Source organism: Pseudarthrobacter sp. NCCP-2145, from assembly GCF_023708005.1.
In the GTDB taxonomy this organism is placed as follows: Bacteria; Actinomycetota; Actinomycetes; order Actinomycetales; family Micrococcaceae; genus Arthrobacter; species Arthrobacter oxydans.
Genome location: NZ_BRCG01000003.1, coordinates 199,171 through 218,972 on the forward strand (window position 1 = coordinate 199,171; position 19,802 = coordinate 218,972).

A 19,802-nucleotide genomic window follows, 5' to 3' on the forward strand; every position below is an offset into this window, starting at 1 on the left:
CGGTAAACTTGGGGATTGTGACTTCCCAAAACACCCCCGCGCCCAAGAACGCCCCAGAGCCGCTCGACGCCAGCGAGCAGATGCGGATCCGCATGGAGAAGCGCGCCAAACTCATCGAGCGCGGCTCCGAGGCGTACCCGGTGGGTGTGGAGCGGACGCACTCCCTCGCCGAGGTCCGCGAAAAGTATGCCCACCTCGAAGCGGACGACACCACCGGCGACACCGTCGGCGTCACCGGACGCGTCGTTTTTGTCCGCAACACCGGAAAGCTGTGCTTCGCCACCCTCCAGGAAGGCGGCACCGACGGCAAGGGCACCCGGCTCCAGGCCATGCTCAGCCTCGCCAACGTGGGCGAGGGAGCGCTCGCCGACTGGAAGGCCCTGGTTGACCTGGGCGACCACGTCTTCATCAAGGGCGAGGTCATCTCCTCCCGCCGCGGCGAACTGTCCGTCATGGCGGACTCGTGGTCCATGGCCTCCAAGGCCCTCCGCCCGCTGCCGGTGCTGCACGCGGAACTGAACGAGGAAACGCGCGTCCGCCAGCGCTACGTTGACCTGATGGTCCGCGATGAAGCCCGCGAAATGGTCTACACCCGTGCAGCCATCACCCGCTCCATCCGCGAAACCCTCTTCCGCCACAGCTATGTGGAGGTGGAAACCCCCATCCTGAACCTGGTCCACGGCGGTGCCCTGGCGCGCCCGTTCGAGACCCACATGAACGCCTTCGACCAGAAGATGACCCTGCGCATCGCCACCGAGCTCTACCTCAAGCGTGCCGTGGTGGGCGGGATCGACCGCGTCTACGACATGGGCCGCGTGTTCCGCAACGAGGGCGTGGACTCCACCCACAGCCCCGAGTTCACCACCCTTGAGTGCTACGAGGCGTGGGCTGACCAGTTCGTCATGGCCGAGCGCATCAAGGAGATCATCCTCGACGCCGCTGACGCCGTGGGTGCCGGACGTGTCCTCCAGACCGAGGCGGGGGAGATCAACCTCGACGGCGACTGGGCCTGGCTTGCGGTGTACCCGGGCCTTTCCGACGCCGTTGGCCAGGAAGTCACGCCGGAGACGCCGCTTGAGGTGCTTCGCGGGATTGCCGAAAAGCACGAGGTCAAGGTGGACCCCAAGTGGGACGCCGAGAAGCTGGCTGTCGAGCTGTTCGGCGAGATCGTGGAACCAACGCTGCTGAACCCCACCTTCGTCTACGACTACCCGCCCTCCGCCCAGCCGCTGGCCCGCCCGCACCGGGAGGACGGCCGGCTGATCGAGGCCTGGGACCTCATCATCGGCGGCATGGAACGCGGCACGGCCTTCTCCGAGCTGATCGACCCCGTCATCCAGCGTGAACGGCTCACCGAGCAGTCGCGCCACGCCGCGGCCGGTGACGACGAGGCCATGCAGCTGGACGAGGACTTCCTGCGCGCGCTCGAGTACGGCGCTCCGCCGATGGGCGGTATCGGGCTGGGCATCGACCGCCTGGTCATGCTGTTCACCGGCGCCGGAATCCGCGAAACCATCCTCTTCCCGCTCCTCAAGCCGGAAGGGCACTGACCATGGAATACGTGGCCGTCCTTCTCCCGTCCATAGTGGTGGGCCTGCTTTTCTGGTTTGCCATGAAATCGATCTTCAACGCGGACAAGGCCGAGCGCCAGGCTGAGGCCCAGGCCCAGGCCCAGGCCCAGGCCCAGGCAGAAGCCGAAAGCCGGACTGCGGCACCCGCTGACCGCCCTGAGCCGGAATCGAATAGATAAACCCCCACACTTTTCCCCCAATATCCACAGGAACCATTCAGTACTTTGACGCGTTGCCATAAAAAGAGTCATACTTTTTAGGAAACATCCTGCTTTTCTGAAAACCGAACCCTTTCCATAAGGAAGTCTTTTAAATGGCACAGAAAGTAAACATCATCCTCGTTGATGATCTGGATGGGGGATCCGCAGACGAGAATGTGAAGTTTGGCCTTGACGGGGTCAACTACGAGATTGACCTTTCGGCGTCAAACGCCGCCGAGCTCCGGTCTTCGCTTGAGCGGTTTGTTGCAGCCGCACGGAAATCCTCCGGTGGCGGCCGGGCCGTCCGAACCAAAGCAGCAGCCAGCGGCCGCAGCCACGATTCTGCCCAAATACGGCAGTGGGCGCGTGAAAACGGCTATACGGTTAACAGCCGCGGCCGAATTCAGGCCGAAATCCAGGAAGCCTACCAAAAGGCAAATTCCTAGTTCCGACCAAGGCTCCGTAAGCCCTGCTTCCCAACAACGGGAAGCGGGGCTTTTTCGGTTCTCGGACTTAACCTCGCTTTGCCTGCGGGTCCGGGCAATTCGGATTTAGCAGCCTCCATGGCACAAACGCGGGCAGTGGCGCCAGTCAAGCGTGCTGTACCCGGCAGCAGGCGCCGGCGGGGGCCGTGCGAAAGCCGGCAGGGGCACCCGCGGAGGCCCCGCCGTCGTATTCCCGAAGCCACTGCGGTTTCCCCTGTGGCGAACACGCTCCACAACCAGAGGCCAGCCACGTAGCATCAAAGTACGTCGTAGCTAGGAGTGTGGCGAAATGTTTGAGCGATTTACGGACCGTGCCCGTCGCGTAGTTGTGCTTGCCCAAGAAGAGGCACGCATGCTGAACCACAATTACATCGGTACCGAACACATCCTCTTGGGTCTGATCCATGAGGGTGAGGGTGTTGCCGCCAAAGCTCTTGAGTCCTTGAGCATTTCGCTCGACGGCGTTCGCGAGCAGGTGCAGGAGATCATCGGGCAGGGCCAGCAGGCGCCGTCCGGCCACATCCCCTTCACCCCCCGTGCCAAGAAGGTGCTGGAGCTCTCGCTGCGCGAAGCCCTCCAGCTGGGCCATAACTACATCGGCACGGAGCACATCTTGCTGGGCCTCATCCGCGAGGGTGAGGGCGTTGCCGCCCAGGTGCTGGTCAAGCTCGGCGCCGACCTGAACAGGGTCCGCCAGCAGGTCATCCAGCTCCTTTCGGGCTACCAGGGCAAGGAGACCGCCGGCGCAGGCGTCGGCTCCGGCCAGCCCGAGGGCGCGCCCGCAGGATCCGTGGTCCTGGACCAGTTTGGCCGCAACCTCACCCAGGCTGCGCGCGAAAACAAGCTGGACCCGGTCATCGGGCGCGAGCAGGAGATGGAGCGCGTCATGCAGGTCCTCTCCCGCCGCACCAAGAACAACCCCGTCCTGATCGGCGAGCCGGGCGTCGGCAAGACGGCCGTCGTCGAGGGCCTTGCCCAGGCGATTGTCCGCGGCGACGTCCCCGAGACCATCAAGGACAAGCAGCTCTACACCCTGGACCTCGGTTCGCTGGTGGCAGGCTCGCGCTACCGCGGTGACTTCGAAGAGCGCCTGAAGAAGGTCCTCAAGGAAATCCGCACCCGCGGCGACATCATCCTCTTCATCGACGAGATCCACACCCTGGTGGGTGCGGGTGCCGCCGAGGGAGCCATCGACGCTGCCTCGATCCTGAAGCCCATGCTGGCCCGTGGCGAGCTGCAGACCATCGGTGCCACCACGCTGGATGAGTACCGCAAGCACATCGAAAAGGATGCCGCCCTGGAGCGCCGCTTCCAGCCGATCCAGGTCAAGGAACCCTCCGTGGCACACGCCATCGAGATCCTCAAGGGCCTGCGTGACCGCTACGAGGCGCACCACCGCGTCACCATCACCGACGGCGCACTGGCCTCTGCTGCCAGCCTCGCCGAGCGCTACATCTCTGACCGCTTCCTGCCGGACAAGGCGATCGACCTGATCGACGAAGCCGGCGCCCGGCTGCGCATCCGCCGCATGACCGCTCCGCCGGAGCTCAAGGCCATGGACGAGCGCATCGCCAAGCTGAAGATGGAAAAGGAGTCCGCGATTGACGCGCAGGACTTCGAAGGTGCAGCCGCGCTCCGTGACAAAGAGCAGAAGATGATCACCGAGCGCGCCGAGAAGGAACGCCACTGGAAGTCCGGCGGCATGGACGACATCTCCGAGGTGGATGAGGACCTCATCGCCGAGGTGCTGGCCAACTCCACCGGCATCCCCGTGTTCAAGCTGACCGAGGAAGAATCCTCGCGACTGCTGAAGATGGAAGACGAACTGCACAAGCGCGTAGTCGGCCAGAACGAGGCCATCAAGGCCCTGTCCCAGGCCATCCGCCGCACCCGTGCAGGGCTCAAGGACCCCAAGCGTCCGGGTGGCTCGTTCATCTTCGCCGGCCCCACCGGCGTCGGCAAGACCGAACTTGCCAAGGCACTCGCGGAGTTCCTGTTCGGTGAAGAGGACGCCCTCATCACGCTGGACATGTCCGAGTACTCCGAGAAGCACACCGTCTCGCGGCTCTTCGGTGCCCCTCCGGGCTACGTGGGCTACGAGGAAGGCGGCCAGCTGACCGAGAAGGTCCGGCGCCGTCCGTTCTCCGTGGTGCTGTTCGACGAAGTGGAGAAGGCCCACGCGGACCTCTTCAACTCACTGCTGCAGATCCTGGAAGACGGCCGCCTGACCGACTCCCAGGGCCGCGTGGTGGACTTCAAGAACACCGTGATCATCATGACCACCAACCTCGGCACCCGGGACATCTCCAAGAGTGTGGCCACCGGCTTCCAGTCCGGCACCGACACGCAGACCGGCTACAACCGCATGCGCGCCCGTGTCACGGAGGAACTCAAGCAGCACTTCCGCCCCGAGTTCCTGAACCGTGTGGATGACGTTGTGGTGTTCCCGCAGCTCACCCAGGACGAGATCATCGAGATCGTGGACCTGTTCGTCACCCGGCTGGAGAAGCGCCTCAAGGACAAGGACATGGGCATCGAGCTCACGCCGGCGGCCAAGGTGCTCCTCGCAACCCGCGGCTACGATCCCGCGATGGGTGCCCGGCCGCTGCGCCGCACCATCCAGCGCGAGATCGAGGACCAGCTCTCCGAGAAGATTCTGTTCGGTGAGATCCACGCCGGCGACATCGTCGTCGTGGACGTGGAAGGCGAAGGCGACGACGCGAAGTTCACGTTCGCCGGCAACGCCAAGCCGCGCATCCCGGAAATCGCCCCGAGCGTCTAAGCACCAAAACCGAAGGCCCCGCCAGCTCCTCGAGCAGGCGGGGCTTTCGCTTTGCCCTCCGTCCCGTCAAAGCGTTGGCATCCGGCGGTCACCCGTGGCTAAGTCGCTGCGGCACCGGAGTCATTTGCCGCTTGCTGCTCCTCCGTCGCTTTGACGCAAGCTACACAAATGACCCCGGCCCCTCCGCTTCACACGAAGGCGCGCCGCCCGCAGGTGGCGGCGGTCAGGCATTTGTGTAGGCGCCGTCAAAGCGAGGAACGAGCAGGCGCCGGCAAATGTCTCGGGCGACGGCGCCAAGCCAGCCAGGCACCCCTCGGCCCACGAAGTGACGAATGTGCCGCCGTCGTTCCGCCGGTAGTGAAGTGGTTGTGACGGGGGGGCACAACTCGGGTTGAATCGGGGGCATGGCTAACTTGGAACCGGCGATCCCGGATGAGCAACCTTTGACCCCTTTTCATGATCTGGACCATTACCTGTCCATCCCGCGGGTAAGCGGGCTGGCTATGAGCCCCGACGGCCGGCGGCTGGTCACTACCGTGGCCACCCTGAACGGCAAGGGCACCGAATTCGCCACGGCGCTGTGGGAGCTTGACCCCGCCGGGCAGAAGCAGGCGCGCCGGATCACCCGCAGTGCCAAGGGCGAGGCCGGGGCGGCGTTCGCAGCCAATGGCGATGTCTACTTCACCTCCGCCCGGCCGGACCCGGACAGTCCGGACGGCGACCCCGTGAACGCCCTGTGGCTGCTTCCCGCGGATGGCGGCGAGGCCCGGGTGGTGCTGAACCGGCCCGGCGGGGTGGGCGCCGTGATAACGGCCAAAGCGGCGGACGCCACGTTTGTTGTCGCGGAGGTCCTGGCAGGCTCGGCCGATGAAGAGGACGACGCCGAACGCCGCAAAGCCCGCAAGGACAACAAGGTCTCCGCCATCCTGCACAGCGAATACCCGGTCCGTTACTGGGACGCGGACCTGGGCCCCGGCCAGCCACGTATTTTCGCTGTCGAGCAGGGCCCCGACAAGGAGCACGGCAAGCCGGGCACCGTGGATGCCGCGGCGCCGCTGGTCCTGCGGAACCTCACCCCGGACGCGGGGCCCAGGCTCCGCGAGGCGGAAACCGCCGTCAGTCCCGATGGCAGGACCATCTACGCGAGCTACACGAGGCCGCTGGCAAGGGCGGACAGCCGGTCCATCCTGGTGGCCGTGGACGTGGCGTCCGGCAGCACAAAGGTGCTCCTGGATGAGGAAGGCATGAGCTACTTCCCCGGGCCCGTCAGCCCGGACGGCAGCACCCTGGCAGTGGTCAGCGAAAGCGACACCACGCCGCACCAGGCACCGCAGGTCAAGCTCCACCTGCTGGATGTCTCCGGGGCGCACGGCGACACTCCGGGCAGCCTCACCGCCGTAGCGCATGACTGGGACCGGTGGCCCAGGCCCGCCGCCTGGCTTCCCGACGGGTCCGCCCTCCTGGCCACCGCGGACGACGACGGCGCGTCGCCGGTTTTCCGGATCAGTGTCCCCGCAGCTTCGGCTGAAGTTGGCGTCACCCGGGTGACAGAGGATGCCGCGGCCTATACCGACGTCGTGGTTTCTCCGGACGGACGAAGCGCCTACGCGCTCCGGAGCTCGTATGAGTTCCCGCCCGAACCGGTCCGCATCGACCTCCAGACCGGCGAGACCACCCGCCTGCCCGCCCCGGCGGAGCGTCCCGTCCGCCCCGGCAGGCTGGAACGCATCGCGGCGACGGCGGCTGACGGGTCCCGTGTCCCGGCCTACCTGGCGCTGCCGGAGGGCGCATCAGCGGAATCCCCGGCGCCGATGCTGCTGTGGATCCACGGCGGGCCGCTGGGCTCGTGGAACGCCTGGACCTGGCGCTGGAACCCCTGGCTGCTGACGGCCAGGGGCTACGCGGTGCTGCTCCCCGACCCGGCCCTCTCCACCGGCTACGGCCAGGCCCACATCCAGCGCGGCTGGGGAACATGGGGCAGGGCTCCGTTCACCGACCTCATGGCGGTGACCGACGCCGCCGTCGAACGCCCTGACATTGACGCGGGCCGCACAGCTGCCATGGGCGGCTCCTTTGGCGGCTACATGGCCAACTGGGTGGCAGGACAGGCAGACCGGTTCAGGGCAATCGTGACCCACGCCAGCCTGTGGGCCCTGGACCAGTTCGGCCCCACGACGGATGCCTCGCAGTACTGGCTGAAGGAAATGACCGAAGAGATGGCGCTGGAGAACTCGCCGCACCGCCATGTGCAAAACATCAGCACGCCCATGCTGGTGATCCACGGGGACAAGGACTACCGGGTACCCATTGGTGAGGGATTGCGCCTCTGGTACGAGCTGCTGTCCAAATCGAAACTGGCCGCGGACCAGGACGGGCAGACGCCGCACCGGTTCCTGTACTTCCCGGACGAGAACCACTGGGTGCTCCAGCCGCAGCATGCAAAAGTCTGGTACCAGGTGGTGGAGCAGTTCCTGGCAAAGAATGTCCTGGACCAGGAGCTGCCCCTGCCGGCCGAACTGGGACTCTGAGCTCCTGGCCACCTCGTAGGATGGCTCTGTGACTGAGTCCTTCCATATCCGCCCTGCCCGCACCAGCGATGTCTCCGCCATCAAGAAACTGGTGGCGCCGCTGGCGGACCAGCGGATATTGATGGCCAAGGAAACTGTGGCCTACTACGAAAGCCTGCAGGAATTCCGCATCGCAGAGTCCAGCGACGGCGAGGTCATCGGCTGTGGAGCGCTGCATGTGATGTGGGAGGACCTCGCGGAGGTCCGCACCCTTGCCGCGTCCGAGGACTGGCGCGGCAAGGGCGTGGGGCACGTGCTGGTGGAGAGCCTCCTTGAGGAAGCGCGTGCCCTGGGTGTGGCCCGCGTCTTCTGCCTGACGTTCGAGGTGGACTTTTTCAGGCGCCACGGCTTCGAAGTGATGGCTGACCAGTCCGCAGTGGACCCCGTGGTGTACTCCGAGCTCCTGCGTTCGCACGACGAGGGCGTTGCCGAATTCCTGGATCTTGCCAGGGTCAAGCCCAACACCCTTGGCAACACCCGGATGATCCGGGTGCTCTAGCACCGTCCCCAAGACCTCCTGCAGCCGCCTGACCTGCGCATACTTGTTTTATTCGAATTGATGGATAAACTAGGTGTGGCCGGGTTGGGGGGCCCAGGGGAAGGGACAGTCATTGGGGGCTGTCCCTTTTCTGTGTCCCGGGCGGGCGGCCGCAAGGAACCTACCGCTGCCGGCCCTGCCGGTAGTAGGGTCAAGGTGACATTCTCCAGGAAGCAGAGCCAGGAGCACCGCCATGAAAAAACTCATCAATGACCCCCGGGCCGTAGTCGAAGAATCAGTACAGGGCTTCGGCCTGGCCTACCCCAATCTGGTTACCGTCAGCACAGACCCCACCTTCATCACCCGCAAGGACGCGCCGGTGGGCGGCAAGGTGGGCCTGGTCTCCGGAGGAGGCAGCGGGCATGAACCGCTGCACGCCGGCTTCGTGGGGCTGGGAATGCTCGACGCCGCTGTGCCGGGGGCGGTGTTCACCTCACCGACGCCGGACCAGATCCTTCCGGCGACCCTCGCGGCCAACTCAGGAGCCGGCGTCGTCCACATCGTGAAAAACTACACCGGTGACGTCCTGAACTTTGAAACGGCGGCCGAACTCGCGGAGGCGGAAGGCGTCAGCGTCCGCACCGTCCTGGTCAACGACGACGTCGCCGTTGAGGACTCGCTGTACACGGCCGGGCGCCGCGGCGTTGGCGGAACCGTGCTGGTGGAGAAGATTGCCGGCGCCGCCGCGGAGAGAGGCGATGACCTGGACGCCGTGGCGGCGGTCGGTGAACGCGTCAACGCCAACGTCCGCACCATGGGAGTGGCGCTGTCCGCATGCACCGTCCCGCACGCGGGCACCCCCAGCTTCGACCTGGCCGAAGACGAGATCGAGATCGGCATCGGCATCCACGGCGAGCCCGGCCGGCACCGGATCCCCATGGAGAACGCCGACGGCATCACGGACCGCCTGCTGGAACCTGTCCTGACCGATCTGGGAATCACGTCGGGGGACAAGGTCCTCCTGTTCGTCAACGGCATGGGCGGCACGCCGCTGAGCGAGCTGTACATTGTCTACCGGCGGGCGGCCCAAGTCCTCGCGGACCGTGGTGCCACGGTGGACCGTTCACTGGTGGGCAACTACATCACCGCCCTGGAAATGCAGGGGTGCTCCATCTCTGTCCTGAGGCTGGACGATGAGCTCACCGGACTGTGGGACGCGCCGGTGCACACGGCCGCGCTCCGCTGGGGCGTGTAGCGGTGGCGCTTGATGTCACCTGGGCGGTGAAGTGGCTGACCCTGTCCGCCCAGGCTATGGCCGAACACCGGGTGGAGCTGATCGAACTGGACCGGGCCATCGGGGATTCGGACCACGGGGAAAACATGGACCGGGGCTTCCAGGCCGTCCTGGACAAGCTGGCTGAGGCCCCGCCGCAGACCCCCGGCGCCGCCCTGAAGCTGACAGCCATGACCCTGATGTCAAAGGTCGGCGGGGCAGCCGGGCCGCTCTATGGCACTGCTTTCCTCCGGGCGGCAACATCGCTGGGGGACACCGCCGAAATCGACCCCGCGGCCTGGGCTGGCGCCCTTGCCGCTGCCCGCGACGGCATCGTGGCACGCGGGAAGGCCGAGTCCGGGGACAAGACGATGGTGGATGCGTGGACGCCGGCCGTGGAAGCCGCCCGGAAAGCCGCGCTGGACGGCAACGGGGATGTCCTCGCCGTCCTGGTGGCGGCGGCCGAGGCTGCCGAAGCGGGCGCCGTTGCCACCGACCCCATGGTGGCGCGGAAAGGCCGCGCAAGCTACCTCGGGGAACGAAGCGCAGGGCACAGGGACCCGGGTGCAGCGTCTTCCGCCCTGATCCTCCGCGCAGCCGTGGGGGCCGCTGCGTGACCGTCAGCCTCGTGGTGGTATCCCATAGCGAAAAAATTGCCGACGGCGCCGCGGAGCTTGCCGCGCAGATGGCGCCTGACGTCCAGGTCCTGACAGCCGGAGGCACCACTGACGGAAGGATCGGCACCAGCCTGGAGAAAGTCCTGGCTGCCCTGGACAAGGCGGGCAGCGGCGGCACCGTGATCCTCGCGGACCTGGGGTCGGCCGTGATGACCGCCGAATCCGCGCTCGAGTTCGCCGAGAACCCGGAGGAGATCGTGCTTGCGGACGCACCGCTGGTGGAGGGCCTCGTGGCAGCCGCAGTCGCAGCGCAGGGCGGCGCGGACATGCAGGCGGTGAAGCGGGCAGCCGAGTCTGTGGGCGGTCCCGCCCGCCATCCGGATGACTTCCCGCCGGGGATTGTTGGCGAAGGGCCGGCCACCGGAAAGGGGCCGGACTTCACGGGCGACTTTGAACTGGTCAACCAGGCCGGGATGCACGCCCGGCCGGCTGCGAAGATAGCCGGCGGGCTGTCCGCGCTGGACGCGGAAGTGACGGTCAACGGGGTGGACGGCGCGTCCATGACGGGACTCATGACGCTCGCCGCCGGCAAAGGGTCCGTGCTGCATGTGGAAGCCTGGGGTGCCGACGCGGAACGGGCAGTGAACTACGTGGGCGGGCTGGTGCAGGCAGGATTCGGGGAGCCGTAGCCTCCGTTCGGTGTCCGGCCGGTGTGTTCCCGCAGGCAGCGGCCCATCCTGCGAATAAGCTCGATGCCATGGAACGGCCCCAGCTCGAAGACAGCCCCGCAGAAATTGAAGTACTGGAAGGTCAAACATCCGTGGAGGAGCTGCTGGCTGATCTTGGGTTCGAATGGCGGCACAGTACTCCGGCACACGATGCGGCACCCGCGACCGCCGACGACGACGCTTTCGGGCAGCCTGCGCTGTTCTGAACCCGCACCGCGGCTCAGCCCTGCTGGCGCAGCCCTTCGGCGTCGAGTACCACCGCAGCGGTGATGAACCGGCCGCACTGTTCGCCAAACGGATAGTCCCCCCGAGGACGGAATTCGACGCTGCGGACGGGCAGTGCCGTTCCGTCCGGTGCGGTTCCCGACGCCGTGACCGTCATGGGGGATTCGGTGAGCGCCTGCAGCATCAGCACCGCGTCCTTGCTGCCGTTCGGAGATGCGGTGGCTGAGCAGACGCCGTTGGTGCAGCCCTGGTCGATGGACGAGCTTCCCGGCCGGAGTTCCACATCGTCCTCCGTGCATTCACCGTCCTGGCAGGCCTTAAGGTGCAGGCCGGCGACCTGCTGTGCGTAGCCGGCAGGAACCGTTACCGAGACGGCGGTGGCCTGGGCGATGGCGGGGCAGGGGACCGCGCCGGGGCCGGGACCGCAAGCGGTGGCGAGTCCCGCCGTCGTCATCAACGCCAAAAGCAGCCCGTGCCTGCGCATACTTCAGCGTAGGACGCCGTGGCCGGAGCGTCCCGGGCCCTGCCCAACTGATGCCCGCATTGTTATGGCCGGGGCGGCTGTGACGGCCAAACGGAGACCGGTGTGAAAGCAGGCAGGGGCGCCCGCGTCAGTCCACAGGGAAAATGCTGATGAACCACAGGGAAGCGAGGGCGAAAACGGCGAAGAAGGGGACAACGCACCCCAGCGTGGACCGGGGCTTGGAGGAAACCTGCCGCGACTCGTTGGGATTGGCGGGGTTGTAGGCCACCTCGATCGGCGCACCCGGCACGGGCTGGCTGGCAACGGGGACCTCCGATTCGCCCGCAAACAGTGTTCCCTGCGGGTCCGTGAACTGGTACATCGGAAAGAAGCGCCGGCTCCGGCTGGATCCGCCGCCGCCATTGGTCCAGCCCGCCACGCTGCCGGTAACGGTGGCCTGCACCTTCGTCCATGAAGCTGCCTGCGCCTCGTCCCGCTTCGTGGTGCGCACGGCCCGGAGCAGCGCGAACACCGCCGCGATGACGAACAGCACCCACACGATGTACAGGATCATCTTCATGGCGTCCCCCTGGTTCCCGTCACCAGAAAAGTATGCCAGCCCGCGCATACTTTCCTGTACTCACGCGGGAAGCCGGTAGCCGCCGTCGTGCATCTCCGCCAAGCCGTCGGCGATGAGGCCGGCCAGCGCCCGCTCCAGCTGTTCCGGCGCCGAGTTGAGCCGGTGCAGGGCGGCCAGCGGCACGCCGATCCCCGCCGGCGCGAATCCCAGGTCGGCCGGCTCGCGGAAGAACATGTCCGGCGGCACCGGAGTTTCGGCCAGCCGCAGCACGGCGACCACGGCGCCGCGGACCTGGCGGTCCGTGCCGTGCCACGCCTGCCCCTTGGGGACGTACGACGGCGGCGGCTCACCTGCAGCGCGCCAGGCACAAAGGTCGTTGACCGGGCAGGCCGTGCACTTGGGGGCACGGGCAGTGCACACGAGAGCGCCCAGTTCCATGACCGCAGCGTTCCACCGCACGGAACTACCGTCGTCGGCCGGAAGGAGGGAGGCGGCCAGCCGCATCTCCGCCGCGGTCAGGGCAGGGGCCGGCAGCGCAGTACCGGAAACCAGGCGGGCATGGACCCGCCTGATGTTGGTGTCCACTACGGTCTCCCGCCGGCCGTAGGCGAAGGCAGCCACAGCCGCCGCCGTGTAGCCGCCCACGCCGGGCAGCGCCAGCAGTTCAGGGTACGTGTCCGGGACCTTGCCGTTGTGGTCTTGGGTAATGGCCACGGCCGCAGCGTGCAGCCTCAGTGCCCGGCGCGGATATCCCAGCCGGCCCCAGGCGCGCACTGCTTCCCCTGCGGGTTCTCCGGCCAAGGCCGCGGGGGTGGGCCAGCGTTTCAGCCATTCGTGCCACACCGGCAGCACCCGGACAACGGGCGTTTGCTGCAGCATGATCTCGCTGACCAGGATGCCCCAGGGCGGACAGGCGGGCTCGCGCCACGGCAGGTCGCGGGCGGTTTCGCTGAACCAGCCGTTGATTCGCTCGTGCAGGCGGTTTAGGTTGGCTGCGGTCCCGGCAGCATCTGCAGGACCCGCAGGATCGGCGGGACCCGCAGGGCGCGGGGAAACGGCGGTGGCGGATTCAGTGTCGATGCCAACACTGTAATGGATGTGTTTGGGAGGGCTGAAACGGGATGTGACCAGAGCGTCGGCGGCACGGCGGCGTGGTGGGTGAACAGAAACGGGCCGGTTCTCTAGCCTAGGAGGATGGGCAGGCAAGGCGAATCATCTCCACATGGCAGGGCACCGGCATCCGGTTCCACTGCCGTCCGCAAGCCGAGCGCGGCAGTCTACCGCCGCCGTCGGCTGTTCCTGGGTGGGGCGGTCCTGTTGATCATTGCGCTGGTCAGCAGCTTCGCCGTCGCCGGCGCCTTCAGCGGCAGGTCGGAGCAGGCCTCGTCCACGGCGGCTACGGCATCTGCAGAACCTACGGCAGCGGCTTCACCGTCGACGTCCGAACCTGCCCCGACGCCCACACCGTCAGCCACTCCAGGCTGCAACCAGAACCTGGTGACCGTTTCCGCGTCCACTGACAAGGCGGCCTACGGGCCTGGCGAGAACCCCATGCTGACGCTCAAGGTGACCAACGGCGGCACCATGCCCTGCGAAGTCAACATCGGCACTTCGCAGATGGAGTTCCTGGTGACCAGCGGCGCGGACCGGATCTTCTCCTCGCGGGACTGCCAGGCCAAGAGCGAGGACCTGGTGAAGGTCATTGCGCCCGGAGCCAGCGAGACCGCAAACTTCCCGTGGTCCCGCACCCGGAGCGTGGAAGGCTGCCAGCCCATCGAAGCCAAGCCGGGCGGTGGCGGTGCGTACTACATTTTCACGGCGAAGCTCGGGTCCAAGGCCAGCCCGAAGGCTGTCTTCCAGCTGAATTAGCATCGATTGCTCCGTAATTGCCGTTTTCAGCCTCGATAACGATGATTTCGGAGCAATCGATGGGGCTACAGGAAGCGGTCCAGCAGGCTTGCTTCCGCCATCCGGCTCAGGCCCTCACGGACGGTGCGGGCGCGCTGGTCACCGATCCCGTCAACCGTCATCAGGTCATCGATGGTGGCGGCCATCAGGAACTGCAGCCCGCCAAAGTGGTCCACCAGGCGGTCCGCAACTGCCTTGGGGACTGCCTTCAGCCCGGACAGCAGGCGGTAGCCGCGCGGCTGCACCACGGCGTCGAGGTTGGCCTCCCCGCCCGCGAACCCGACAATTCCGGAAATCTTTCCGAGGTCGATCAGCTCCGTGGGGCCAAGGCTGACCAGTGCGCTGACGGCGTTCTCGATGTCCTCCGGGGTGGCATCCGGAGCGCCGTAATCGCGGATGATGACGTCGCTGCCGGGACCCCGGCCGACGGTGAGCTCATCGAGCTGGAGGGAGAGGAGGCGGCCGTCCTCACCGAGTTCCAGGACATACTGGGCTATTTCCTCGGAGATCCGGCGGACCATTTCCTGCCGCTGCAGGGTCACGGCCACGTCCCGCACGGTCACCATGGCCTCGATTTCCAGGGCCGAGAGTGAACTGGTGACCTGGTCCAGGCGCGAGCGGTACCGCTCCAGCGTTGCGAGGGCCTGGTTGGCGCGGGCCAAAACTTTCTCAGAGCCCTCCAGGACGTGCCGGAGGCCGTTGACGTACAGGGCGATGATCTGCATGGACTGGCTGACTGAAATGACCGGCACCCCGGTCTGGATGGCAACGCGCTCGGCGGTGCGGTGCCGGGTGCCGGACTCCTGCGTTTCAATGCTGGAATCCGGGACAAGCTGGACGGCCGCGCGGAGGATGTTGCCGGCGTCCTTGTCGCAGATGATGGCGCCGTCCATCTTGGCGAGTTCGCGGAGCCGGGTGGGGGAGAAGTCGATGCCGATGTCGAAGCCGCCCGAGCAGATGGAGTCGATGGTCCGGTCCGAGCCGAGGACGATCAGCGCGCCGGTACGGCCCCGTAGGATCCGCTCCAGGCCGTCGCGAAGGGGGGTTCCGGGAGCCACTCTGCCCAAGGTAGCCCTGAGTGATTCTTCGGGGCTCCGCGCCATAGTGTTCCCTTCAAAGGTGCGGACCGCCGCCCGCAGGATTGCCGGCTTCAGCAGGTTGCCGGCAGGACCAGAAAATGCTCTGTTTCCCGCAAGCTCAATGATAGGGGCAAGAAACAGCGTCTTCCGCACGGGCAAGCCCTAAAGTGCCTCATTAGGGAGTGTGGGAAAGGCGGTCCGGAACGCGTCCGACGGCGGACGGCAGGGTGGGTATTTCGGCCCGCCTGCCGGCAGGCTGATACAGCGGTTTGATCCTGGCTGCCCTAGGCCGGGTTCGACAGCGAAGCCAGCGTCCTGGTGTTGCTGTCCCAGAGGCGGGCTTCCGTGCAGCGGCCCGCCAAACGCAGGTCCAGCAGGTCCATGGCCGTCCCGAGCTGGTGCGCGGGGACGCGCCGGGCAAGGGTGACATGGGGCGTCCAGGCATCCGGCAGGGTAAGCGGCAGGGCCCCGGATATGCCTGCGTGGAGGAGGCCGTGCAGTTCAAGGAGCCGGCGGGTCACCACCACGGAGCGGGCCAGGACGTACGTTCCCGTCCGCGCGGGGAAGATGTGGACGCCGGAAAAGCTGATGTCCAGGGGCAGCCGCTGCCACAGGTTCCGGAGGGTGTCCGGCAGCTGCATGTCCGCGCCGGCCGCAAGGGTGATGTGGGGGCTGTTGCTGGGCGAGGTGTGGCCTGCCAGGCTGGGGATCCCGGCTTTCGCGAGCCTCGCCCAGTCAGCCCTGATAGCGGAATCAGTGGAATCCTCGAAGGTCAGCTCAATGCTCTGCATCCACCCATCATGCCGCCCACCACGGCCCAGGCTGCGCCCGGACGGCGGGAGCGGGGTCAGCGCATCCGCTCCCGCAGCATCCGTTCCAGGTCCCTGCTGACTTTCGTCAGAGACACCGCCCTGAGCGCTTTCTGCTCGGCAGGTGTCTGGGTTCCCCGGCGGTTGTGCTCGGCCGGACGGGACTGGTCACGGTCCCCGGCTGCAGCCAGTCCCGTGGCCAGGGGATCGAAGAAGAGGTTGCCGGAAAAGGAGATGCCCTGCACCGTTCAGGTCCTTTCCGGGCGCGGGCAGAAGCCGTCCCGCGCCGGGTTGTCTTTGGTCGTCATGCGGCCACGCTAACGGGAGGTCGTTTCACGGCCTTGAACGTCCGGTTTCGCGGGTGTTAAGCGGGTGCCGCAGCCGGTTTGCCGCCCTGCGATAAACTGGAACTTGGCCGTTTGCCAGCCCGTTTCCCCGGCCCCACCGCCGCAGTGCCTCACAGGCAGCGCCCGGGTAGTCCCAACCGCAGCGAAAGTAGCACCGTGTCCCAAGATGTCCTGACCCCCGCCCGGATCTCCGGTATTCACAAAGAGGCGGGCCGGCGTCGGACCTTTGCTGTCATTTCACACCCTGACGCTGGCAAGTCCACCCTGACCGAAGCGCTCGCCCTGCACGCCAAGGTGATCGGCACTGCCGGTGCCTCCAGCGGCAAGGCCAACCGCAAGGAAACCGTGTCCGACTGGATGCAGATGGAGAAGGACCGCGGCATTTCCATCAGCTCCGCGGCGCTCCAGTTCTCCTACCGGGACACCGTCATCAACCTGCTGGACACACCAGGCCACGCCGACTTCTCCGAGGACACCTACCGGGTGCTGGCCGCCGTCGACTGCGCCGTGATGCTGGTGGACGCCGCCAAGGGCCTGGAAACCCAGACCATGAAGCTGTTCGAGGTCTGCAAGCAGCGCAACCTGCCCATCATCACCGTCATCAACAAGTGGGACCGTCCCGGCCTGGACGCACTGGCCCTGATGGACGAAATCACCGAACGCACCGGCCTGCAGCCCATGCCCCTGACCTGGGCCGTGGGCATCTCCGGCGATTTCCGCGGCGTCTGGGACCTCCGCAACGACCGTTTCGCCCGGTTCCAGCGCAACAACGCCGGCGCGCAGATCGCCCTCACGGAGTACTTCACGCCCGAGGAAGCAGCCGAGAGCCAGGGCAGCAACTGGACGGACGCCGTGGACGAGGCGGGACTGGTGATCGAATCGAACCTGGAGTTCGACGTCGAGGCGTTTCATGCAGGCAAGGCCACCCCCATTCTCTTCAGCTCCGCCGCGCTCAACTTCGGCGTCAAGGAACTGCTGGACGCACTGGTGGATTTCGCTCCGCCGGCAGCCCCGCGCCCCGACGTGGACGGCAACCCACGACCGGTGGAATCGCCGTTCTCCGGTTTCGTGTTCAAGGTGCAGGCCGGCATGAACAAGGCCCACCGCGACCATGTGGCCTTCATCCGGGTGTGTTCCGGCGTCTTTGAGCGCGGAATGGTGGTCACGCAGACCCGGACCGGGAAATCCTTCGCCACCAAGTACGCGCAGCAGGTGTTCGGCCGGGAACGCGAAGTGATCGACGAGGCCTACCCCGGTGACGTCGTGGGCCTGGTTAACGCGTCCTCGCTGCGCGTGGGTGACAGCCTCTTCCTTGAGGGGCCGGTGGAATATCCCGCCATTCCGCTGTTCGCCCCCGAGCACTTCCAGGTGGCCCGCTCCAAGGACCCCAGCAAGTTCAAGCAGTTCCGCCGGGGCATCGAACAGCTCGAACACGAGGGCGTCATCCAGGTGCTCCGCTCCGACGTCCGCGGCGACCAGGCGCCGGTGCTTGCCGCCGTCGGGCCCATGCAGTTCGAGGTGGTGGAGGACCGCATGGCGCATGACTTCAGCGCCCCCATGCGGCTGGAACGCCTGCCCTACTCCCTCGCCAGGATTTCGACGGCGGACGCCATGCCGGCGCTCGCCAACGTCATCGGCGCCGAGGTTCTTTTGCGGTCCGACGGCGAGTACCTCGCCCTGTTTAACGACGTCTGGGCCCTGCGCCGCATTGAGAAGAACCACCCGGACCTCACCCTCGTGCCCATCGGCACCCACAACCCCGCAAAGTAGGAACCGTGAACGCAGGCCACAACAGCGCAGTTCAGCCCCGCGCCATCATCACCGGCGCCGGAACCATCAATCCGGTGGGTTCCACGGTCTCCGAGACCTGGGCCGGGCTGGTCGCGGGGAAATCCGGCATCGCCGCCCTTGGGGATGCCTGGACCGAACAGCTGCCCGTGAAGATCGCCGGGCAGGTCACCGCGGATCTCTCGGAGCACCTGAGCACCCGCGAGATGAAGCGGATGGACCGGTGCGGGCAGCTGGCGCTTATTGCTGCCCGGGAGGCGTGGGCCCAGGCCGGCGCCCCGGACGTGGACCCGGAGCGTTTCGCCGTGGTGATCGGATCAGCCTACGGAGGGCTGGGCTCCACTCTGGAGCAGGACCGGACCCTCGCCGCCTCGGGCCCCCGCAAGGTCTCGCCGCACACGCTGACCAGGCTGATGGTCAACGGCCCCGCGGCCTGGGTGTCCATCGACCTCGGCGCCCGCGGCGGTGCGCGCACTCCGGTCAGCGCGTGCGCCTCAGGGGCTGAGGCGATTGTCCAGGCAGCCGAGATGATCCGCTCAGGAGCGGCCGACGTCGTTATTGCCGGCGGCGTTGACGCCTCCGTGAATGACCTGGTCATCACGGGTTTCTCCCAAATCCGCGCGCTGTCCACCCGCAACGATGACCCGCAGCGCGCATCACGTCCGTTCGACGGCGGCCGCGACGGCTTTGTCCTCGCCGAAGGCGCTGCCGTGGTGGTGCTGGAGAGCGAAGAGCACGCCCGCGCCCGCGGCGCCGGGATGCTCGGGGCAGTTGCCGGCGGAGCGGTAACGTCAGACGCCAACGACATCGTGGCAGCCGACCCCGCCATGCAGCGGCGGGTCATGCAGAAGGCCCTCGAGTCCGCGGGCCTGGCTGCGGAAGACATCGGTTTTATCCACGCCCACGCCACCTCCACTCCGGTGGGGGACAAACTTGAGGGCCAGGCCATCAACGCGATTTTTGGTGCGGAGGTGCCGGTCACGTCCACCAAGGGCCACACCGGCCACCTCCTCGGCGGTGCCGGCTCCCTGGCCGCCGTGGTGGTTGTCGAGGCGCTGCGGACCGGGCTGCTTCCCGGGACCTTGAACGTCCAGGAACTGGACCCCGAAGTGGACCTCAACGTTGTTACCGAAGACGCCCACCGGCTCCAGCCGGGCTACAGCCCGGCCGGGCTGGTGAACGCCTTCGGCTTCGGCGGGCACAGTGTTGCCCTGGTGATCACCGGCGCCTAGGCCCTGCGAATCGGCCGATCACCCCGTCGCGCCCTACATCGCACCCGCATGTGGACAACGCACCCCGGCGTGCGGGGGTGCACTGACCATTGACGGGTGCCCGGCGCCCGGCCAGTGGGAGACGCAGGACGAGCCCTAGGATTCCGCGCGGACGAGTTGCACCAGCGCATCGAGAACCGGCAGTTGCCCCTTCACCAGCTTGAGACGGGCTTCCGGTTCGGGGAACCAGCGGGCATCGTCGATTTCCGGGTAGTCCTGGATCCGGCCTGACCCTTTGGGCCACTCCAGCGGGAACGTGTTGCTGGCGATCCGTTCCGGCTGGAAGTCCTGCTCCGCGGTAAAGACGGTGATGACCTTGCCGGAGGGCTGCCTGAAGGCCCCGAGCAGCCGGTAGTCCGCAGCCGGAGCCGGAGTCCCCATTTCCTCGGCAAACTCGCGCAGGGCAGCGGCCAGGGGATCCTCGTCCTCCCCGTATTCACCCTTGGGGATGGACCAGGCATGGGCGTCCTTGCGGGCCCAGAAGGGACCGCCCATGTGGGCTATCCACACCTCGAAGCCGCCTGGAGCCACCCTCCGGTACAGCAGGATTCCTGCGCTCAGAACGGGCATGTTTCCTCCGGTGGGTGGCTGTTTGAAAACTGTCGGTAGTTGCCGTCCAACGTTAACCCGC

21 protein-coding genes are annotated in these 19,802 nt (G+C 66.8%); 13 read left to right on the plus strand and 8 right to left on the minus strand.

Annotated elements, in window-relative coordinates:
- Nucleotides 1-17: 17 nt before the first annotated feature.
- From lysS to NFU08_RS03935, 10 genes are all read left to right on the plus strand, one after another.
- On the plus strand, nt 18-1,550 hold the full coding sequence (gene lysS, locus NFU08_RS03890) for a lysine--tRNA ligase (protein WP_251420871.1): 1,533 nt from the start codon (nt 18-20) through the stop codon (nt 1,548-1,550).
- A 2-nt stretch (nt 1,551-1,552) separates the two neighbouring features.
- Nucleotides 1,553-1,750 carry a hypothetical protein gene (locus NFU08_RS03895; RefSeq protein ID WP_251420873.1) on the plus strand — a complete coding sequence of 66 codons (198 nt, stop codon included), beginning with the start codon at nt 1,553-1,555 and terminating at the stop codon, nt 1,748-1,750.
- A gap of 134 nt (nt 1,751-1,884) precedes the next feature.
- Nucleotides 1,885-2,217 carry an Lsr2 family protein gene (locus NFU08_RS03900; protein WP_066273149.1) on the plus strand — a complete coding sequence of 111 codons (333 nt, stop codon included), beginning with the start codon at nt 1,885-1,887 and terminating at the stop codon, nt 2,215-2,217.
- 328 nt (nt 2,218-2,545) lie between these two features.
- Entirely contained in the window at nt 2,546-5,038 is a 2,493-nt protein-coding gene (locus NFU08_RS03905) for an ATP-dependent Clp protease ATP-binding subunit (protein ID WP_251420875.1), read from the plus strand.
- Nucleotides 5,039-5,442: 404 nt separating this feature from the next.
- Nucleotides 5,443-7,566, plus strand: coding sequence for a prolyl oligopeptidase family serine peptidase (locus tag NFU08_RS03910; protein ID WP_251420877.1), 2,124 nt, complete (start codon nt 5,443-5,445; stop codon nt 7,564-7,566).
- Between the two features lie 28 nt (nt 7,567-7,594).
- Entirely contained in the window at nt 7,595-8,104 is a 510-nt protein-coding gene (locus tag NFU08_RS03915; RefSeq protein WP_174178298.1) for an amino-acid N-acetyltransferase, read from the plus strand.
- Between the two features lie 232 nt (nt 8,105-8,336).
- Nucleotides 8,337-9,338, plus strand: a complete 1,002-nt coding sequence (gene dhaK, locus NFU08_RS03920; protein WP_251420879.1) for a dihydroxyacetone kinase subunit DhaK — start codon at nt 8,337-8,339, stop codon at nt 9,336-9,338.
- Nucleotides 9,339-9,340: 2 nt separating this feature from the next.
- Nucleotides 9,341-9,973: a dihydroxyacetone kinase subunit DhaL gene (gene dhaL, locus NFU08_RS03925; RefSeq protein ID WP_174178302.1), complete on the plus strand. Its 633-nt coding sequence runs from the start codon at nt 9,341-9,343 to the stop codon at nt 9,971-9,973.
- Nucleotides 9,970-10,662 (plus strand): dihydroxyacetone kinase phosphoryl donor subunit DhaM, encoded by a 693-nt coding sequence (gene dhaM, locus NFU08_RS03930; protein ID WP_174178304.1) that lies wholly within the window; start codon nt 9,970-9,972, stop codon nt 10,660-10,662. Before dhaL ends, dhaM begins: the two co-directional genes overlap by 4 nt.
- A 68-nt stretch (nt 10,663-10,730) precedes the next feature.
- The gene (locus tag NFU08_RS03935) at nt 10,731-10,907 is read left to right on the plus strand and encodes a hypothetical protein (protein ID WP_251420881.1); all 177 of its coding nucleotides are present in this window, start codon (nt 10,731-10,733) and stop codon (nt 10,905-10,907) included.
- 14 nt (nt 10,908-10,921) lie between these two features.
- Here the strand turns inward: NFU08_RS03935 and NFU08_RS03940 are convergent, their stop codons facing one another.
- The 4 genes from NFU08_RS03940 to NFU08_RS20955 form a co-directional block, all read right to left on the minus strand.
- Complete coding sequence (locus NFU08_RS03940) at nt 10,922-11,410, minus strand: hypothetical protein (protein ID WP_251420883.1); 489 nt, start codon at nt 11,408-11,410, stop codon at nt 10,922-10,924.
- A 127-nt stretch (nt 11,411-11,537) separates the two neighbouring features.
- Nucleotides 11,538-11,969, minus strand: a complete 432-nt coding sequence (locus NFU08_RS03945; RefSeq protein WP_251420885.1) for a DUF3592 domain-containing protein — start codon at nt 11,967-11,969, stop codon at nt 11,538-11,540.
- Nucleotides 11,970-12,029: 60 nt separating this feature from the next.
- Nucleotides 12,030-12,848 (minus strand): A/G-specific adenine glycosylase, encoded by an 819-nt coding sequence (locus NFU08_RS03950; RefSeq protein WP_309296826.1) that lies wholly within the window; start codon nt 12,846-12,848, stop codon nt 12,030-12,032.
- Nucleotides 12,849-13,246: 398 nt separating this feature from the next.
- Nucleotides 13,247-13,444, minus strand: coding sequence for a hypothetical protein (locus NFU08_RS20955; RefSeq protein ID WP_397425132.1), 198 nt, complete (start codon nt 13,442-13,444; stop codon nt 13,247-13,249).
- Nucleotides 13,445-13,466: 22 nt separating this feature from the next.
- On the opposite strand from NFU08_RS20955, the gene NFU08_RS20960 reads away from it, so the two are divergent.
- The gene (locus NFU08_RS20960; RefSeq protein ID WP_397425134.1) at nt 13,467-13,838 is read left to right on the plus strand and encodes a hypothetical protein; all 372 of its coding nucleotides are present in this window, start codon (nt 13,467-13,469) and stop codon (nt 13,836-13,838) included.
- A gap of 65 nt (nt 13,839-13,903) precedes the next feature.
- Here NFU08_RS20960 and disA read toward each other — a convergent pair whose 3' ends face one another.
- The 3 genes from disA to NFU08_RS03970 all read right to left on the minus strand — a co-directional run bounded on the left by disA (nt 13,904) and on the right by NFU08_RS03970 (nt 16,010).
- Nucleotides 13,904-14,980: a DNA integrity scanning diadenylate cyclase DisA gene (gene disA / locus NFU08_RS03960; protein ID WP_066280172.1), complete on the minus strand. Its 1,077-nt coding sequence runs from the start codon at nt 14,978-14,980 to the stop codon at nt 13,904-13,906.
- Between the two features lie 260 nt (nt 14,981-15,240).
- Entirely contained in the window at nt 15,241-15,747 is a 507-nt protein-coding gene (locus tag NFU08_RS03965; protein ID WP_251420887.1) for a 2'-5' RNA ligase family protein, read from the minus strand.
- A 56-nt stretch (nt 15,748-15,803) separates the two neighbouring features.
- Entirely contained in the window at nt 15,804-16,010 is a 207-nt protein-coding gene (locus tag NFU08_RS03970) for a hypothetical protein (RefSeq protein ID WP_251420889.1), read from the minus strand.
- Between the two features lie 258 nt (nt 16,011-16,268).
- Between NFU08_RS03970 and NFU08_RS03975 the strand changes: the two genes are divergently transcribed.
- Nucleotides 16,269-17,882, plus strand: coding sequence for a peptide chain release factor 3 (locus NFU08_RS03975; protein WP_174178318.1), 1,614 nt, complete (start codon nt 16,269-16,271; stop codon nt 17,880-17,882).
- A 5-nt stretch (nt 17,883-17,887) separates the two neighbouring features.
- On the plus strand, nt 17,888-19,132 hold the full coding sequence (locus NFU08_RS03980) for a beta-ketoacyl synthase (protein ID WP_251420891.1): 1,245 nt from the start codon (nt 17,888-17,890) through the stop codon (nt 19,130-19,132).
- A gap of 135 nt (nt 19,133-19,267) precedes the next feature.
- Here the strand turns inward: NFU08_RS03980 and NFU08_RS03985 are convergent, their stop codons facing one another.
- Entirely contained in the window at nt 19,268-19,741 is a 474-nt protein-coding gene (locus tag NFU08_RS03985; RefSeq protein ID WP_174178320.1) for an NUDIX domain-containing protein, read from the minus strand.
- Nucleotides 19,742-19,802: the final 61 nt, after the last annotated feature.

Excerpts from the sequence above, each read along its gene's own strand:
- NFU08_RS03895 (WP_251420873.1), top strand. The coding sequence starts at position 1,553 with ATGGAATACGTGGCCGTCCTTCTCCCGTCCATAGTGGTGGGCCTGCTT.
- NFU08_RS03900 (WP_066273149.1), top strand. The coding sequence starts at position 1,885 with ATGGCACAGAAAGTAAACATCATCCTCGTTGATGATCTGGATGGGGGA.
- NFU08_RS03905 (WP_251420875.1), top strand. The coding sequence starts at position 2,546 with ATGTTTGAGCGATTTACGGACCGTGCCCGTCGCGTAGTTGTGCTTGCC.
- NFU08_RS03910 (WP_251420877.1), top strand. The coding sequence starts at position 5,443 with ATGGCTAACTTGGAACCGGCGATCCCGGATGAGCAACCTTTGACCCCT.
- dhaK (WP_251420879.1), top strand. The coding sequence starts at position 8,337 with ATGAAAAAACTCATCAATGACCCCCGGGCCGTAGTCGAAGAATCAGTA.
- NFU08_RS03935 (WP_251420881.1), top strand. The coding sequence starts at position 10,731 with ATGGAACGGCCCCAGCTCGAAGACAGCCCCGCAGAAATTGAAGTACTG.
- NFU08_RS03940 (WP_251420883.1), bottom strand. The coding sequence starts at position 11,410 with ATGCGCAGGCACGGGCTGCTTTTGGCGTTGATGACGACGGCGGGACTC.
- NFU08_RS03945 (WP_251420885.1), bottom strand. The coding sequence starts at position 11,969 with ATGAAGATGATCCTGTACATCGTGTGGGTGCTGTTCGTCATCGCGGCG.
- NFU08_RS03950 (WP_309296826.1), bottom strand. The coding sequence starts at position 12,848 with ATGCTGCAGCAAACGCCCGTTGTCCGGGTGCTGCCGGTGTGGCACGAA.
- disA (WP_066280172.1), bottom strand. The coding sequence starts at position 14,980 with ATGGCGCGGAGCCCCGAAGAATCACTCAGGGCTACCTTGGGCAGAGTG.
- NFU08_RS03965 (WP_251420887.1), bottom strand. The coding sequence starts at position 15,747 with ATGCAGAGCATTGAGCTGACCTTCGAGGATTCCACTGATTCCGCTATC.
- NFU08_RS03985 (WP_174178320.1), bottom strand. The coding sequence starts at position 19,741 with ATGCCCGTTCTGAGCGCAGGAATCCTGCTGTACCGGAGGGTGGCTCCA.